This is a genomic window from Algoriphagus sanaruensis (genome assembly GCF_001593605.1).
Lineage (GTDB): Bacteria > Bacteroidota > Bacteroidia > Cytophagales > Cyclobacteriaceae > Algoriphagus > Algoriphagus sanaruensis.
The window spans coordinates 2,404,455-2,422,502 of record NZ_CP012836.1 but is presented as its reverse complement, the minus strand read 5'-3'; the positions used below and the strand labels follow the sequence as shown (position 1 = coordinate 2,422,502).

Annotated in this window: 14 protein-coding genes; 2 read left to right on the top strand and 12 right to left on the bottom strand. The window is 39.5% G+C overall.

Annotated features, from left to right (window positions below; translation table 11 throughout):
• The 7 genes from AO498_RS10570 to holA form a co-directional block, all read right to left on the bottom strand.
• Complete coding sequence (locus AO498_RS10570) at positions 1–957, bottom strand: energy transducer TonB (RefSeq protein WP_067547121.1); 957 nt, start codon at positions 955–957, stop codon at positions 1–3.
• A 2-nt stretch (positions 958–959) separates the two neighbouring features.
• Entirely contained in the window at positions 960–1,349 is a 390-nt protein-coding gene (locus tag AO498_RS10565) for an ExbD/TolR family protein (protein ID WP_067547118.1), read from the bottom strand.
• 2 nt (positions 1,350–1,351) lie between these two features.
• Positions 1,352–2,041, bottom strand: coding sequence for a MotA/TolQ/ExbB proton channel family protein (locus tag AO498_RS10560; RefSeq protein WP_067547115.1), 690 nt, complete (start codon positions 2,039–2,041; stop codon positions 1,352–1,354).
• Position 2,042: 1 nt separating this feature from the next.
• Positions 2,043–2,903, bottom strand: a complete 861-nt coding sequence (locus AO498_RS10555) for a hypothetical protein (RefSeq protein ID WP_148660223.1) — start codon at positions 2,901–2,903, stop codon at positions 2,043–2,045.
• Between the two features lie 67 nt (positions 2,904–2,970).
• Positions 2,971–4,680: a TonB-dependent receptor gene (locus AO498_RS10550; RefSeq protein ID WP_067547109.1), complete on the bottom strand. Its 1,710-nt coding sequence runs from the start codon at positions 4,678–4,680 to the stop codon at positions 2,971–2,973.
• A gap of 3 nt (positions 4,681–4,683) precedes the next feature.
• Positions 4,684–7,671 (bottom strand): tetratricopeptide repeat protein, encoded by a 2,988-nt coding sequence (locus AO498_RS10545; RefSeq protein ID WP_067547106.1) that lies wholly within the window; start codon positions 7,669–7,671, stop codon positions 4,684–4,686.
• Positions 7,672–7,693: 22 nt separating this feature from the next.
• Positions 7,694–8,716: a DNA polymerase III subunit delta gene (gene holA, locus AO498_RS10540; RefSeq protein ID WP_067547103.1), complete on the bottom strand. Its 1,023-nt coding sequence runs from the start codon at positions 8,714–8,716 to the stop codon at positions 7,694–7,696.
• Between the two features lie 192 nt (positions 8,717–8,908).
• Here holA and AO498_RS10535 point away from each other — a divergent pair, with 192 nt between their 5' ends.
• Positions 8,909–9,622, top strand: a complete 714-nt coding sequence (locus tag AO498_RS10535; RefSeq protein ID WP_067547100.1) for a tetratricopeptide repeat protein — start codon at positions 8,909–8,911, stop codon at positions 9,620–9,622.
• Here AO498_RS10535 and AO498_RS10530 read toward each other — a convergent pair.
• The gene (locus tag AO498_RS10530) at positions 9,609–10,454 is read right to left on the bottom strand and encodes a universal stress protein (protein WP_335339800.1); all 846 of its coding nucleotides are present in this window, start codon (positions 10,452–10,454) and stop codon (positions 9,609–9,611) included. The two genes, AO498_RS10535 and AO498_RS10530, sit on opposite strands and share 14 nt — an antisense overlap.
• A 6-nt stretch (positions 10,455–10,460) precedes the next feature.
• A complete protein-coding gene (locus tag AO498_RS10525; protein WP_067547095.1) occupies positions 10,461–11,381 on the bottom strand; it encodes a 2-hydroxyacid dehydrogenase in 921 nt (306 codons plus the stop codon).
• Between the two features lie 139 nt (positions 11,382–11,520).
• On the opposite strand from AO498_RS10525, the gene AO498_RS10520 reads away from it, so the two are divergent.
• A complete protein-coding gene (locus AO498_RS10520) occupies positions 11,521–12,375 on the top strand; it encodes a DUF2911 domain-containing protein (protein WP_067547092.1) in 855 nt (284 codons plus the stop codon).
• Positions 12,376–12,459: 84 nt separating this feature from the next.
• On the opposite strand, the gene AO498_RS10515 is transcribed toward AO498_RS10520, so the two are convergent.
• From AO498_RS10515 to AO498_RS10505, 3 genes are all read right to left on the bottom strand, one after another.
• On the bottom strand, positions 12,460–14,160 hold the full coding sequence (locus AO498_RS10515) for a sodium:solute symporter family protein (RefSeq protein WP_067547089.1): 1,701 nt from the start codon (positions 14,158–14,160) through the stop codon (positions 12,460–12,462).
• Positions 14,161–14,262: 102 nt separating this feature from the next.
• Entirely contained in the window at positions 14,263–16,719 is a 2,457-nt protein-coding gene (locus tag AO498_RS10510) for a PIG-L family deacetylase (protein WP_067547086.1), read from the bottom strand.
• A 142-nt stretch (positions 16,720–16,861) separates the two neighbouring features.
• A complete protein-coding gene (locus AO498_RS10505) occupies positions 16,862–17,968 on the bottom strand; it encodes an acyloxyacyl hydrolase (RefSeq protein ID WP_067547084.1) in 1,107 nt (368 codons plus the stop codon).
• Positions 17,969–18,048 lie beyond the last annotated feature (80 nt).

Genomic DNA, 18,048 nt, shown 5'->3' with positions numbered 1-18,048 from the left:
CTAATCAACCTTGATCACAAAGGTGATTTTCCCAGTTGAAAAATCCGCAGCAGCTCCACCTGATTTTTTAAAATTAATTTGATTTACTACTTGGCGATAATAGGCCAAGACATCATTTGAAACATTATATTCTAAGGGTACTGCTTGCACCACGCGTCCAGAGTCATCTACCGTAATCTTGAAAACAATTCGACCGTTTCTAGTCGAAACTCGGTCATTGATAGTTGGCCTAGATGCAAAATCCCATCCTGCCAAGTCAAGGCTATATCCAGCACCTGAATTAGTTCCTTTTCCACTTCCCTCACCCATGATTGCCCGGCCATCTACGGTACCAGTTGGACGTCCTTCATCACCTTTGGAAGTGGAGGATCCTTGGGCACCACCCGAAGCAGGGGTTGAGCTTTTTCCTGAAGTTCCTCCTGCTCCAAAGATGGCTCTTTGGTCAATTTTGGGCTGTTCAGGTGCTTTTTGGGTGGTTGCTTCTGCTTCAGACTTGGCAGGTGTGGTGACAGTTTTCGCAGGTTCCGTTTTAGTCGGCTCCGGTTTTTTGGTTTCTACTGCGGCTTTTTGTTCGCCTTTAATTGGAGATGGCTTCGTAGTTACCGCTTGATTTGCGGCAGGTTTTGAGCTTGTCTTTTGTTTTGCAGTTTCAGTTTTGGGAGCTGGTGCAGGAGTAGCTGGTTGAGTTACGGTAGCTGCTACTTCTCCTGGTGCGGCCTGTTCAACAGATTGTGAGGGTGTTTCGGAAGGCGCATTTGGACTATTTCGATTGCCAGAACCCATATCCGTAAAACCCAGATTGAGTTCCAAACCATAAGTGGGCAAAGGTGGAATTTGAGGTTTCCAAACCACGATAAAGTAAAAAGCCAACAACAAAAGTAAATTGACCACTACCGTGATGATAGCAGACTTCTTTTTACTTTCTTTTTCGATTTCGTCAGCCTTCCAAGTTTGCATTTCTAGTAAGGTTTTGTGGCAATAGAAACATTTGCTTCCAATCCAGCAGCAATTCCTCCAATTTCCACGAGGTATTCAACCGGAACTTCTTTGTCAATATGCAATACAACTTGCCCCTTTTTTCCTTCGAGCAAAGTGGCTAATTCACCCTTGATCTCGTCTCTACTTACAATTTTATCATTCACAGAATAGCGAAGGTCTTTCGTCACGGAAACCGTCACTTCCTGCATCACAATATCAGATGCTTCACTTGATGGTAAATTCACCGGCAATCCCGATGGAGTAATAAAAGAGGAAGTCAGCATGAAAAAGATCAATAGCAAGAATATAATATCAGTCATGGAAGACATGCTGAAACTTGCATCAATTTTATTTTTCGATTGAAGTCCCATGCTTATTTATCTTGAAGAAGGTCAATAAATTCGATGGAAGTATATTCCATATTATGTACCAATTTGGAAACTTGAGTTACCAAGTAATTGTATCCCAAATAGGCTACAATCCCTACTACAAGTCCCGCTGCGGTTGTGATCATCGCTTCATAAATCCCCATGGAGAGTAACTTTGGCGACACATTCCCTTCTTCTTGTGCAATGGATATAAATGCTTGAATCATCCCGGTAACGGTACCCAAAAATCCTATCATTGGTGCTGCTCCAGAAACTGTCGCTAATAAGCCCAGATTTTTCTCAAGCTTGTAAATTTCAATCTTACCTACGTTCTCGATAGAGACTTCAATGTTTTTCAAAGGCGAACCTATTCGTTCGATTCCTTTTGCTATCATATTCGCTACAGGAGTATTCTCTCCTGCACATAGCATTTTAGCTTTCTCTATCTGTCCGCTTTGTACCAAGACCTTAACCTGATCCATAAGGTGACTTGGGGTTTTAGCGGCTTTATTCAGGGTAATCAACTTTTGAAAAAAGATGAAAATCGCGAGAATAAATAATAAATAAAGCGGAATCATCATGTATCCCCCTTTGATCAAAAGATCAAGGAGACCGATGTTTTCTGTTGCTGCAGCCGTGTTCAGGCTGTCCATGGTAGTGAGGCTGTCGGTAGTTAGCGTTTGGAGAAGGATCATATTAATAGTTCAAAATCCACAAGTCTTCGGTGTATTCAGACTTGATACGCGCCATTTCTTTGGACGCTGAATTCCAACTATCAAAACTTGCTATGGCTACCCGGTAGTTCGGACTGTTTTCATAAGGAGAAATCAGATATAATTCCTGACTTCGTTTGGCAAAACCTCCAGCAACTTCAAGCGCAAGTTTTTCATTTGGCAAACTAGAAACGATAATAAAATATCTAGTTTTTGGTCCTTTGGAATCGATGCGTATCAAGCTTCCTGGTGCAGTATTGGCAATTGTTGTACCAGATTCTACAGGTTTTGAAATATTAAGATTTGAATCCTGAGTTACAGTTATACTATCTTGATTGATAGCATTTTGACTTGTATCAGCTGTGACAAGATTTGCAGTAGTTTCTTGGCTTGGAGTCACTTCCTTTGCCGCAAGTTCCACAGATTCACTTTCGGTAGTATTTTCACTTTCATCAGTACTACCTCCCATCAATTGCCATACAATCACAGATACAACTGCAAGAGCTAGGAAAATAACAATCCAAACCCAAGTATTTGAGCTTTTTGAAGCAGGTATTTCAGGTCGAGAAGAAACGGGTTTCTTTTTTCCATTCTCCAAAAGTGCAGGATTTACCGGAGCATCTTTAGCAGATTGAATCTCAGGTTGTTTTTCTTCTTTGACTTCTTGTTTTCCGTTTGCAGGATCAATTGATTTTACTTTGGATTTTTCCTTGGTGACAGGCTTTTCCTTGGGTTGATCCGTTGGAAGTTCAGTTTTTTTAGAAATAGGCTTTACCTCTACAAATGGAAGCCCAAAGTCTTTTGGGTCTGACCATTGTTGATTCTCTGTTTCTTTTGATGCCATTTTCATAGTGGGAAAGCTACGAAACTAACCTAAATGAATGGAAAGCCCAACGCCAAAATCGGAATTATCAGAATTTAAAGCTTGCTCCTCCTATCAACTGAACTCCACGAACTGGATAATTTAACCAGCGCATATTCTTTCCATTGGTTAAGTTATTCCCTTCTGCAAAAACTGAAATTCGATCAGTGATCTTGAAATCCATTTTGAGCTGAATATCTGCAATTGCTTTCAGATTGACAGTTTCAAAAGGTGGAGGAATGGAAAGTGATTCAAATTGATAATCCTTAGCCTTTAATCCTCCCATGAAATTCAAGTTGGCTTGGAGCAAAAGCCTTTCAAAAGGTTTCACTTGATTATTGATCGAAAGTGCCCAAACTGGTCGATGCCAGGCTTCTTCCTGAGTACTCAAATCATATTGAAATAAATCCAGCCTTGAACTCATGGAATACTTTTCAGAAAATCTAAAACCAAGCTCAGCATTCAGATTGACAACCGTCGATTTCTCATCATAAACAATTTCAAATCGAGCTGAGTCTGTGATAGAATTCACGAAAAAGTGAAGATTATTATATCTGCTGATATCAATTCCAGCACGATAATGAATCGATTCCTGAACTTGCCCTTCAATACCTCCCGCAAGTTTAAAGTTCTGTGTAGTATTAAGTAGCTGCGAACTTGGACCTAAAAAGGGGTTTTCATTTACAAACGTGAAGTAGGTATTTCGCTGAACATCTCCAGACAACTCAGCAAAAAAACCAAACTCATCTGCAAACTGATAATTAGCCTTTAGTACTGGAAAGATTTTAAAATCACTTTCCTTTCCAGGAATTGAGTCGTTTTCAGACACTAAATTTAGTCCTGCGGAAAACTGAAACGCTTCGTATTTATAATTGATTCGTGGACGAATAGTTAAATAATTTCGGGTTTTCTGGTAGGTTTCATCTTCTGGATTAGTGTGGTAAAACGCCAATCCCAAATTTCCTGACCAATCCGATTCAGTCCTAAATCTCAAATCTGCTTTAGCACCAACTTCATTTTCCCGGGCCAAATAGCTGTCTTTAAAAGCTCGAAAACTAAGCTGACCTTCATAGGAAACTGGCCCCGTCTTTTCAATATCTCTTATTCCAGCTTTTACCTGAAGATTGTTAAGTATATTATTTGCGATAATTGGACCGATAAAATCAACATTGTCTGGTATGGTGAAATTTGGGTCGATTCCATAAAATGAATACTTATCCTGGCCCCAACTCAATCCTCCAAACACTTCCGACTTATTCAAAAAATAGCTCACATCTCCTCCAAAGAGGGTATGTGCTTCTGGACTCTGGGCTCCCAATACTTCAACTGGTCCTTTTCCAAAACTTTGATGCTTAAGTTGTAAAGCGAAATTCAAAGGTTCGGGCGAAATGGACATGTACCGAGCTTCCAACAGTGGGGAAGCAAAATTGCCATATCCAGCTCGAATGAACCCAGGATATAACTCCACACGCTCTTTTCTATACTGCTTATCCAAGGCAGTTGGATGCAATTGCAAAGCAGGAATATTTAGGAAAAATGGAGTCAAAGTGTAACTGAAGTTCTCTATGCCTTTGGGTTGAGGCAATACCGGAAGCTTTTCAAATGCTCGAGGTTGAGTCGGAACAGTAAGAACACGGTCTTTACGAATTACAAACTCCTGATCAGTTACTTCACCTTGCTTCTGAGTTTGTGCGAAAGAGGTGCCTGCGCCCCAAATAAACGCAGTCCCGGCCAATAGAATTACGGGTAGTTTTTTCATGGTTTAGTTGAGGGATTTAAGTTTTGCTTCAGCTTCAGCTTTGATCTCCGCATTGGTTGAGCGATCCACGATTGACTCCAAAGTTGCTTTTGCTTGGAATTCCTCTCCGAGTTTGAGGTAGTTATCCGAGATCAATAGGAACATTTTTCCATACCAATAATCGTAGTCTGCAAAAGGCCCTGAAAATTCAAAAACAGTCTCATTGGATCGATTGAAATCCCCTTTTTCCTGAAATGATAGCGCTAACAGGTACAATCCCTCAGCTCCTTGAATGGTCTTGTATTCATTAACCAAAGACATCAAAACTGTTTCAGCAGCTGGCTTTTGATTAAGTTCACGCTGTGCTTTGGCTTTGAAAAGAAGTGCTTTTGGGGTGGTCTCTGGGAGAATTCCGTCCAAAGTAGTTAATCGGTCAGCATAAGAAATCGCCTGAGCAAATTTCTTCGAATAGAAATTTGCCTCCATCAATCCCTGAACCGCTTCCGCCTCCTCTACCTTATTTCGAGCATTTTGGGAAGCTATTTCTAAATATGGAATGGCAGCAGTGTAATTTTTACGTCCCAATTCGACCATCCCTAATTTTTGCATGGCACGAACTCGCTGAGGAGATGCTGGTTCTTTCTCCAGCATTTTAAAGAAAGTTACAGCCCTATCCTCATCACCACCTTGCAGGTAGGCATCGCCTGCGAAGTAAATAGCATCAATTCGTTGTGCTGATTGGGGATAATTTTTCAGGTAATTCTCAAAGGCTCTTGCTGCTTGAGCATAGTTCTTATCCAGATACATACTTTTCGCCGCCTCATATTCTAGACTTTGAACATTGCCTGAACCAGGATTGGAGCTTTTATATTTTGCTAAATATTCTCCAAACTCTCCGGATCTACCCTGCAAGGCCAAAGTTTCTTGCAAGCCTTTCAGAGCCGTTTCCGAGTTGTTTGCATTTGGAAACTGATCTAAAATCTGTTTATAGTCCCCAATAGTCTGTTCATAATTTTGAAGCGAGAAATTAGCAACTGCTCTGCCTTCGAGGGCAAAAGGAACAAACGGGGAACTGGCACGTGTAGAAATCAAATCTGAAAAAGCTTGAGATGCTTCACGATAACGTAATTCCTCGAGGTAAATCTGTCCCTTTTGGAACATGGCATCTTCTCGATAAAGACTGGAAGGAAAGCCAGCAATCAATCGATCCAAATTCCCTAAAGCTTCATTGTTTTTGGATTGGAAATTTTGAACTACTGCCAACCTGAAATACGCGTAGTCCATTCCTTCAATGGATTCATTAATTCCTCTTGAGAAGGTCCCTTCGGCATCTGCAAATCGCTTTTGGACATATTGACAATCCCCTAACCGAAGAAGGGCGTCTGCATAATTTTCTTTTTCAGATTGAGTTCGAAGCTTGGATGTATAAGACTGAAAGTTCTCCTCTGCTTTTGGGTATTGCTGTGAATTGAAATATGCATAGCCTAATCCATAAAGCGTTTTGATCAAAAATGGATGATTTGAGGCAGGTTTCATCGCTTTTACAGCCTCATAAGATCGTATGGCAAGAGGCAAATTTCCGTCTGCTGCATGAACTTCACCTTTCCAAAAATGGGTCTCAAGAAGCAAATCTCGGTCAACAGGAAATGCCTGAGATTTATCCAAATAAGCCAAAGCTGGCTTAAACTTCTGGTCACGATAATACACCATGGCTTGATAGTAGGCGACCTTTTGGTAGGCGGATTGAATCCGAGAAGATTTGGTTCGGATTTTATCCATTTGATCAATCGCCCGAAGGTAATCACTGGTATTGATCAGGGCTTCAGAAAGAAGCGTTTCAGCCTCTGAGCGATATTTTCCGGATGAGTACGTTTCCAAATAGTCATCTAAAACAGAAATTCCGATCTGAAAACTTCCTTTCTGGAGGTTTGTCTTAGCATAGTTAAATAAGGCTTCTTCCTGAATGGCTTTATTAAAGGAAGTTTTGGAAGCGGCCTGAAAACTGGTTGAGGCAAATTGATAGTTTTCCAATTTGAGGTAAGCATGTCCTAAAAAATAGCTGGAGGCCTGACCAATTTCATCCGTAGAAGATGCCGAAACTTTCAAATAATCGGTAGCCCTTAGGTAATTCCCAATTTCAAAAAATGAAATCCCTGCTTTATAAACTTCTTCTCGAGAAAGCTCGCCTTTACGAGCGTTGATAAATGCATCGTAATTTTTTGATGCGTTTGAAAAGTCTTTTTTGGCGTAATACGATTCAGCCAAATACAAATGAATACTTTCCTTACGATCTAAATTCTGACCTGAAGCCAAAAGCGGCTCTGCATAATTGATCGCCAAATCATAATTCCCTTGCTGATAATATAAGGCTGTCAGTAAATATGGAACCTTGGTCGCATAAAAGGAAGATTTACTTGCAGCCTGAAGGTCACTTACAGCCTTGTCAGTTTGACCTTGCTCCATAGCAATAAATCCACTGTAATAATAAGCATCAGGACTTACGGTCTGATTTAGCACTTTGGCTTGATCAAAATAAGTTGCAGCTGCCCGGTAATTTTTTAATTGAAAATGGGAATACCCTTGCTTAAAAAAAACATCTGCACGGTTTGCATCCGATAAGGATTTGGAATTGATCAACGCAAAGGCGTCGATGGCTTCCTTGTAATTTCGCTTATAAAAAAAATAATCACCTAAATACAACCCTGCTGAGGTTACTGTAGGATGATTTCCATTATCCAAAATATAGGCCTTCATCAATCCCGGTCCATCTGGACTTTCTAATTCTAACGCAGCCATTGCACGAGTAAGCTCGGCACTTTTTGATTGTTCTGCGTGAAGTGATTGGGAAAGGGATTTGGTATTATCAAAAATTGCTGCTGAATACAGCTGCTTATCGAATAACTCCAAATTTGCATCCAATGCCTGTTGGCTACTGGTTTGGTAAAGCGTAGATTGAGAAAAAGCATCTACGCTCCAGCCCAGGCCTGCAAGCAGCACCAGGTAGTATCGCATAAATAATTGGTTTTTTGAGTTTTCAGTGTAGAATCTTGTACACAAGCTCTCGGAGGATTTCACCTTCGTCCATGCTTCCGGAATCCACTCCTTTGAAACGAAGATCTGCCTCCTTGATGTATGTGAATACCTCAATTACCTTGCCCAATTTATAGTTGCGAGCCGCGGCTTGATATTCTTTAAGACCATACGGATTGATCCCAATCATCGATGCCAACTGATTATCCGGCATTGGTCCTAAGCGGTGAATCAATGCCACTTTAGAAAAGTAATTGTATAGCAGTGAAAAAATCGGAATAACAGGATGATTTTTAGGGTTTTGGATGAAATAATGAATGATTTGATTGGCCTTGATTACATCCTTAAATCCAATTGCCTTAGATAATTCAAAATTGTTGTACTCCTTATTGATGCCAATGTATTTGGAGATATGATCGGCAGAAAACTTGGTAGGTTCTGGAAAATTAATCAACATCTTCCCTACCTCATTGGAAATGACTTCCAGATTATTTCCAATCGAATCGGCGAGAAGCTGAGATGCTTTAGGTTCGATTTGATGACCCAATTCTTTAAAGTAGTCATTAATCCAATCCACAAGTTTCCAATCCTTAACCTTCTCGGACTCCACAAAAATGGCGCGTTTATCCAACTCCTTTTTTAAGGCACTTCTCCCATCCAATTTTTTGTGCTTATGCGCAAAAACCAGAATTGTACTAGGTAAAGGATTCGCTAAATAGGTAGTCAACATTTTTTGTGCATCCTCTTTTCCGAGGTCAGGAATACTTTGGGCTTCTTTTACGATGACAAGCTGCCGTTCAGCCATCATGGGAAACTTGCGAGCATTCCCAAGAATTAAACTCATGGGAGAATCTTTCCCATAGATCACCAATTGATTAAATCCCCGCTCGTGCTCTGGGATAGCATTTTTCTCAATAAAATCCGTAATCAAATCAATGAAATAGGGTTCATCTCCCTGCAAAAAATAAATAGGTGCAAACTTTTTGGCTTTCAGGTCCTTGAGTACAGCTTCCGGTGATTGAGGCATAAATGTTTACTAATCCGAGGTCTTCAAAGATAACAGAATGGACGATTTTGGAGCAAAAAGAGGACAAATAAACTTTGGTTTACGAATCCGGGTTTACCTTTGTGACGAGTTGTTCTGATGAAAAATCAAATGAATCGCAAACCTGGAATATTAGGGAATGACTCATGTACGAAAGATTATTACGCTTAAACTATGAATTTTAATACCGGATTTCAGCTCTATCAGGACGGGAAATTTGAAGAAGCTTTGGCATGTTTTGACCAACTAATCGCACAAAATAAGGGTCAAGCTCAACTTCATCTCTACAGAGGGCGAATTCTTACACGCCTTGGAAAGGGAGAATTGGCCCTTGAGGATTTCGATACCATCATTGCTTTGGAGCCTTACAATACGGATTACATCAGTGATCGAGGGGTGGTCCTCCATTTATTGGGTCGAAATGAGGAAGCACTTTCTGAATTAGACCGTGCCGCAAATCTTGACCCTAGAAATCCCTATCGATTTTCAAGTCGCGCATTTTTAAAAGATCGAATAGGAGATTTTCAAGGAGCAATAGAAGATTACGAAAAGGCGATAGAATTGGATCCTGAAGATGCAGTCGCCTTCAATAATAAGGGGCTTGTCGAAGAAAAGTTGGGCTATAAAGACCGAGCGAAAAAAAGCTTCGAAAAGGCCGATGATTTGGTTGGATATAAACCAACGGAAAGTTCAACAGGCCTACCTCCCATTGGAAGTCAGAAAGATAAACCGAGTCCAATTCAGCCTATCCCTTCATCCAATCAAAAAAAAATGACTTCAGGGCACTTTTTCAGTACCCTAAGCTCATTGATTTCAAATTCTTCAGAAAGGAAGGCGTTTTTAGACTTTATAAAAGGTTTATTCAAAGGGAAATCTACAAAGTCTTAATTACCCACAGAGGTTTGGAAAGGAAATAGGACATTTTCTTTGACAGATTTTTTGAAAAGATTTGGTCAAAGTAGTCCTTTTTCCGACTGAGCGTAACTAGAATATCCCCTTTGGATAACAGAAGATAATTTTCCAACCCAAGGGCAAGTTCATCGCGATAGGATTTCAATACGAAATTGACTTTATCATATCGAATAAATGGCTTCATTTCCTCGACTACCGTCATGTGAAGCGACTTGTCCAATGCTTTATGGGTTTGTGAAATATGAATCATGTCAACCTCTGAATCAAACTTTTCTGCAAATTCAATCACCTTTTGAATAGCTAATTTATCTTCTTCAAGGTAGTCTGTTGCGTAGACCAATTTTCTGGGAGCTTTGAAATAGACCTTTCTTGGAATGATCAAAACGTCAATATCTGATCGCTCCACCAAGCTACTAGTCCTACTTCCTACATAATTTATTCGCAGGTCATTCATCCCTTCGGTTCCCATAACGATCAAATCAGCTTGAATTTCCTTTGCATACTCAAGCGTTTCTTTGACAATCTTTCCTTCCCTGATTTCAAAGCTACATTGCTGCAAACCATTCAACAGACATTCTTCATGCACAGTATTTTGAAGACTTTTCAATTTCTCTTCAACAAACTGTTTCTGATAAGTTCCCTCAGAATCCAAAGGAGAAATCTTTAAATAATCTTCTCTATTTAGCACATGAAACAGCACAAGTCTTGCCTGATATTTTTCGCCAAGTCGAGAAGCATATTCTATGGCATTGAGCGAACATTCCGAAAAATCAGTCGGACATAGAATAGTAAAAACGTGATTCATCATAAAAAATTAATACCCTTTTTGTCGGTTAACGAGGTTTAGTAAAGTCGAGTTATTTTTAAGTCTTTTAAAATTTTCCACTATTTGAGGTGCAGCAGCTTTGGGATTGGTCACACTTGCAATGTGTGGAGTAAGGCAAATTCGAGATTCTTCCCAAAAAGGATGGTTTTCCGGTAAAGGTTCTGTACGGTAAACATCTAGCATCGCTCCTGCCAATTGGCCACTTTCCAAGGCGGGAATCAAATCTTCTTCAATTAGATGCTTTCCCCGAGCCACGTTGATGAGATAAGTTCCTGGATTACACAACGCAAAAAGATCCTTATTAAGTATTCCTTCTGTTTCAGGAGTTAGAGGCAAAAGGCAAACCAAAACATTGATATTTTTTAAAAATTCAGCCAATTGATCTTTTGAGAAATAAGAATATGAAAAGGATTTTTTTTCTGAAAAACCGAAACCACAAACTTCAAATCCCATGTAATTTAACTTGTCCAACACATCTCCTCCTAATGCTCCCACTCCCATTACTCCAACTTTTACAGGAATTTCAGGATTGGACATATCCCAGACTTTGCGTTTTTGATCAGCTTGATAACGAGTGATTTGTCGATGAAAATTCAAAACTCCCATAACCACATAATTGGTCATCGACCAAGTCAGTTTTTCATCTACAATTCTGACAATTGGCAAACTTTCAGGTACAGCTGGATCGGATAAAATATGATCAACACCAGCACCCAGGGAACTAATCAATTTAAGATTAGGAAAAGTGGATAAATATCCCGGAGGATGTTGCCAAAGCAAGGCCATTTCAACCTTTTCAGGCGAAGAAATATCAGGATAGACCTGAATCTCCAAATTAGGATCAATAGCAGCAAGTGCATCAATCCAAACCTTGGGATTTCTTCCAGGGCTTATTATTGCTAAACTCATTTTCTAGTAGTGGTAGGCTTAATCAAAAATAGAGACTGTAGACAGACTAAAAAATCCGCCGATCAAAAACTTGGACAATACGTCCAAAAAAGTTGAAATTGCGCAGCAAATTAAACTGAAACCCTTTCTATTCATTGTTATGAAACATGTCAAGAACTTTTCATTGATCTTATTGCTCATTACAGCCATGAGTTTTTCGACTTTGGCTCAGCAAATCCAAATGCCACAAGCTAGTCCAAGTGCTAAGATTTCTCAGCAAGTTGGCTTGACTCAAGTAAATGTGGAGTACAGCAGACCCAGCACAAAAGGAAGAAAAATTTTCGGCGAATTAGTCCCTTATGGTGAGGTGTGGAGAACAGGTGCCAACGGAGCAACTATTTTCACTTTCTCCACAGACGTGATCATTGGAGGAAAAACTGTACCTGCTGGCAAATATGCCTTGTATTCCATCCCAGGAAAATCTGAATGGACAATGGTATTAAGCAAAAACACCCAACTTTGGGGAGCTATTGGCTATAATGCTTCCGACGACTTGGTTCGTTGGACTGTGCCGGCCAGCAAGACCAGTAAAAAGTACGAAAGCTTTGAAATAAGCTTTAATAATCTCCAAGATAACAGTGCAGACGTTTCCTTGAAATGGGAACAAACTCGAGTAGATTTTACAATTAGCACAGAGGTCGATTCCATTGTAATGGCAGACATCCAAAAACAAGTAATCGATGCGAAGTCAACCAACCCAGCTTTACTTTATCAAGCTGCTAATTACTACTTCACTACCAATAAGGACTTAAACCTCGCCTACGAATGGATCAAGCAATCTACCGATAATGACCCTAAATATTGGACGATGCATTTACGGGCGAAAATTGAATTAGCGCTTGGAAAGAAAACAGATGCCTTGGAATCAGCAAGCAAATCCAAAGCGATGGCTATTGAAAACAAGAATCCTGATTACGTGAATCTTAACGATCGTTTGATGAAAGGAATCAAGTAAGATTTCTTTTAACAGGAAAAGCAAAAGCCAGATTTCAACAATCTGGCTTTTTTCTTTATACCTATTTTGAAGAAAGAATTAGCCTCATCTTTTAGCTAATTGAATAAATCCTGAAAACAACATCACAGAAATACATCCGATGGCATTGTACCACAAAAAGCCAATGTCCCAATGAAATCCAAATAGCCCTACTCCATTCTTAAAATGAATAATTAAGATTAAAGCCTGAGATAATAATGCTCCAATGAAAACTGCCTGACCTTTCACCCACTTCATAAAAAATCCCACCATGAAAATTCCCAAAATTGACCCGTAAAACAACGAACCCAACAAATTCACTGCTTGAATTAGGTTTTCAAATAGAGAGGCATAAATCGCAAAAAGAATGGCTCCAAATCCCCAAAAGGCAGTAAATGCTTTTGAAGAATTCAAATAATGTCGATCACTTTCAGTCTTTCTCAAAGAACGTTTATACAAATCAATGGTAGTCGTAGAACCCAAAGCATTAAGCTCAGACGAGGAAGAAGACATAGCTGCAGAAAAGATTACTGCAAATAAAAGCCCTACAATCCCTTTCGGTAAATAATCCATAACGAACCGCATGAAAACATAGTCGGTATCCCGAGTTTCAGCAACTGGATCGTTTTTAAGAATAAGACTTTTCACCGACTCCCTGATCTCCTCTTGTTCGGATTTTATAAGTTTTATTTTGGATTGAATCTCAGCAGCCTCATTTTCATTTCCTGCATTGATGGCCAATAATAGTTCTTCATACGAGGACTTACCCGCTTCAAAGCTTTCCTGATACTTCCGTTCTAATTCTGAAAAATCTTCAGCGTACTCACTAGCCTTTAATTTCTCTGTTTGAACTTGATTAAAAACTACTGGCGGCTGAATGAACTGGTAAAATACAAACACCATTACCCCAATAAAGAGGATGATAAACTGCATGGGAATTTTCAAAAATCCATTCATGATCAAGCCCATTCTACTTTGGGTTAATGTTTGACCTGAAAGATAACGCTGCACCTGACTTTGGTCTGATCCAAAATAAGACAGGAATAAAAACACCGCTGCAGTCATACCCGACCACACATTGTATCGGTCAGCGAGGTCAAATTCGAAGCTCACTACATTCAGTTTGTCCATTTTGCCGGCTACATGCATTGCCTCCTGAAAGGAAATCGGAAGCATTTTGATCACAATAATTCCGGCTAAGATCATCCCTCCCATCATGACCGCCATTTGCTGTTTTTGAGTAATTGACACCGCTTCTGTTCCTCCAGAAACTGTATAAATAATCACAACAGAACCAATGAAAATGACAGTCCAAGTTAGATTCCAACCTAATAAAGTAGATAAAATTATGGCTGGTGCATAAATGGTAATTCCGGCAGCCAATCCACGCTGGACAATAAAAAGCAAAGCGGTCAGCGTACGCGTTTTTAGATCAAATCGATTTTCGAGATACTCATAAGCGGTGTATACTTTCAGCTTATAATAGATCGGAATGAAACTCACCGAAATAATGATCATTGCCAATGGTAAGCCAAAATAAAACTGAATAAAGCGCATCCCATCTTCGTAGGCTTGCCCCGGAGTACTTAAAAAAGTGATCGCTGATGCTTGTGTAGCCATGATTGAAAGACCAATGGTCCACCAATTCATAGAATGCTTCCCACGCAGATAGGAATCTAAATTAGTTTGCCCACGCGTTTTATAAATGCCATAGACAGCAATTGTCAATAACGTTCCGAATAATACAACCCAATCCAGTGTACTCATGAATACGCGTGAGTTAACCAATTAAACACCATTATCATTACGATTAGACTAAGCATCAAACCAAGATAAATCCATTTCCAGCGAATAGGCTTGTCTTCCATTTTATTGCTCAATCAAGTTGATGAATAATTTAATAGCCCCCGGAACACCTGCTGGCAATTGACGGAAAAAGGAAATTCCAGTATAGGTAAAACGTCCTTCTCCATACTTGGCAGTAATTAATGATCCTGATGATGGATTTTCTCCCGGGTCCTGCATCACCAAAGGAGTTTGAAATTGTTCATCTGGTTTTTCTGCAAAATACAACCCACGCTCCTGAACCCAACCCTCGAAATCCGAATCCACGATCTGATTTGGTGAAGAGAGGATTGGATTAGACCAATCTACTTGAACAGGAGAACCTTGCACCGTAACTCGATCACGACCAATTGTAAAGGGATAAGGACCGATTTGACTTGTTAACAATGGAGAACTGGTATTGTATTGAACTATTACATTACCACCCGACCTAATGTATCCCATGATAGCCTGTTGATTATTAGCCAAAGCTTGATTGGTGTTGTAAGCTCTAATCCCAACTACAATCGCTTGAAATTGACTGAGGTAATCTACCGTAAAGTCTTCCTCACCTATCATAGTAACCTTATAGCCAAGCGAAGAAAGAACTCCAGGAACGTCATCTCCAGCCCCCGGAATGTATCCTATTTTACCACCCGAGAGCTTCCAATCCGCTTGAATTAATTCGAATTCAGCTGGGGAAAAATAGGTGAGATTAGGAATATGGCTATACGAAATTCGCTTGGTGATTAAAGAAAACTGCTTACCAGATGGTGTGTCAAATGATGCCTTGATTCTTTTTGTCCCTGCTTGATTTGGAAGAAAAGCAATTTTAAAGATTCGCTTTTTTTCAGTTGGAATATCCTCAACACTCAGCACTCTAAATTCATTTGTGGAGAGTCCTTCAAAATTTAATTCTCCCTCAAAATAAGATCCCCGGAAATTTACTGTAACGGTCAAAGTTGGGTCTGCTCCTGAAACTAGGAAAACCAAGTCTGATGAAAGTGTCAAGTCTACTTCAGGTACAATGACAAATGGCTGTTTTATTTCTCCAGCTACTTGATCATTGTATTTGTAAAATAGCTGAGTTGGCACTTTAAACTGTTGATCTCCAATTGAAAAAGAAAGATCACCTCCTAAGATTTCTGTAGAAAAAGGAACCCCTATTTCATGTTGATCAGGAACTGAGAAAAGAGCCCCGTCCAACGGATTCTCCAACCAATAAGGCTGCGAAAACGGAATTTGTTCTGGTATTTCAAGATCGACTGGAATTGTAACAGTAGAATTTTCTTTGGTAGATTTCACATCATAATACGTGTCTTTTACCTGAAATGAAACTCCTTGAATTTCAACCTTAGATGGATTGGTAAGGATAAGCTCGGTTTTGATCTTTTCACCAGGAAACCCCGTTTCTTTTCGAGCGATGTATTCATACTTTAATCCCAAGGCATTAACTATGATCTGATCCAAGGTTCCAAGTTTTTCCTTCACCCAAAGCTCTTGCGAATTTAAATTCAAAATCGTTTTCCTAAGAGAAAGTAAAGCAGGGATATTTTGGTCAGGCTGAACAAAATTGAAGCCCTTCAAAAGCTGATTCAGCTGCGCAACCACTTCTTTTCCACCGGTTATTTGTTCCCAGCGATCCTGAATTCCGTCAAATGGAGTATTCGAATATTCCTCACCTCCCACTTGCTCCAAATAATCCTTTGCTAATCCAGTCCCTGCGGTAGACCCAAATCCTTGGGATTTATGCATGGTTCGGCTATCTGCTGCTATTTGATGAAATGTTTTTCCAAGCAAAGGATCATAGCCTCCTACTTCAAAGGCATGATATTTCTTCCCTTCTTCAGGCTGAAATTCACCTCTGAAATTATATGCATTAAAGAAAATTCGCTTTGGCTGCCATGGTTTCACAAAAGCCAACTGTTCTGGAAATGCATTAGGATTACCCGCTAATTCAAATGCTTCTCCAGCTAAAATCGCGGAGGTCGTATGGTGTCCATGTGTGATTCCAGGAATAGTATTAAACCTAGTAATGATGATGTCTGGCTGAAATTTTCGAATAGTCCAAACTACATCAGCGAGTACTTTTTGCTTTTCCCAGTTTTGAAGCGTTTCATCTGGATTTTTACTGTAGCCAAAATCCAATGCACGGGTAAAATATTGTCTACCACCATCGGTTTCCCTTGCCTTGAGTAATTCTTGAGTTCGAATCTGACCAAGCTCAATTCCTAATTCTTTTCCTATCAGATTTTGTCCCCCATCTCCCCGAGTCAGACTCAAATAAGCAACTTGAGCATGCTCCCCATGAGATAAATAGGCGATCAGCCTTGTATTTTCATCATCGGGGTGGGCTGCAACATATAAAACACGCTTGGTTTCCTTTAATCTTAGGAGCTCATGATAAATCTCTGAAGAAGGAATGGATTGAGTTAATCCAAATCCGAATTTAAAAAAACAAAAAACTAGAAGTAATAAATAATTCAGTTTAGTTGGTTTCATATTGGGTTCAAATAGACAAGGAAAGCTACACTTATGACGAGCCAAAATAAACTATTTTTTGACTAGCGGAGGGAAGGAATTGAAACTATGGAATTTCACAAAATCACAACTTGAACCATATTCCAAATAAACCTTAAGTTCGTCACTTGGAAATAGTATACCCCAGTGTAAACTCAAAAAAATCAGCACTGGCTCGATGTGCCTTAATTTGTAAGCCTAAAAATAGTTGGTTAGAAAAGCGATAACGCAAACCAATTCGCTCATAATACCAAGTGACCTCTTGATTATGTTCTTGCCTATATAAATAGGCGCCAAATCCAATTGGAACATAAAGGTTTTCTGTCAATTGCCATTCCCAGGAAGCGACCAAACCAAGTGAGGTTTGATTTTTAAAAGTGGATTTTAAATCAGGAAATCGGCTATAAAGTCCTTGAGCATAAAACAAATCCATTCCTAACCCCACCCGATATTTATAGCTAGGCTGGATTAAATAATTTACTCCTAGCCCTCCTCTAAAGTAAACTGGTGCACCTAGCTCGTAATTTTTCATCCCTGAGTACAATGCAAAATTCCAATGGCTCGATGGCTTAAATTCAGGTATTTCAAACTTGTCTGACTGTATTTCACTTTGACTTCCAAGCCGATACTTTACTCCAACAGAAAAAGGGACAAGATTTATTCCTGCATTTGGTTTTTTAGAGGCACCATTGGAAAGGTGTTTTAATCCCAAAGAAGCTTGGAAATCAACAGATGGACTTATTGGATATTTTGCCCAAAAACCCAAATGGACAAAAGCATTGATCTTAGAACCTAAATATTGATTGACAGGATTTTTATTAGGATTATAGGGGTTTACATTAAATCCAACCCCAAATTGAGAAAAATATCCTGTTTGAAATCGTTTGGGCAAATTTACCCTTGAAAATGGCACATCCATAAAGCCATAAATAGCATAGGGCTGGCCAATTTCCTCAAAATATGGGATCGTAAAATTGAGACCAAGTCCAAACCTCGGATTTCGATAGAGGTATGAATAGGTATCAGTATTTATCTTTTTCCAGCCTAATCTAAAGTCTAGGGCTTTGTACTCGACAGCATTTTTAACCTCATCTCCCCAATCTGTTCCATTGCTGAGCATAGGACCACTTTCATAAAGAAGTGATAAAAAATGCTCATACTTTCTTTGAGCAGAAGCATTCGTCAAAGTCAAGCAAAAAGCAATCAACCATCCGAAATGTTTAAACTTCATGGATTTAAAAAGACATTTATTAACTGGAATCTTACGGGCAAAAAATAAAAAAGGCCGGATAAACCGGCCTTTTCAAATCA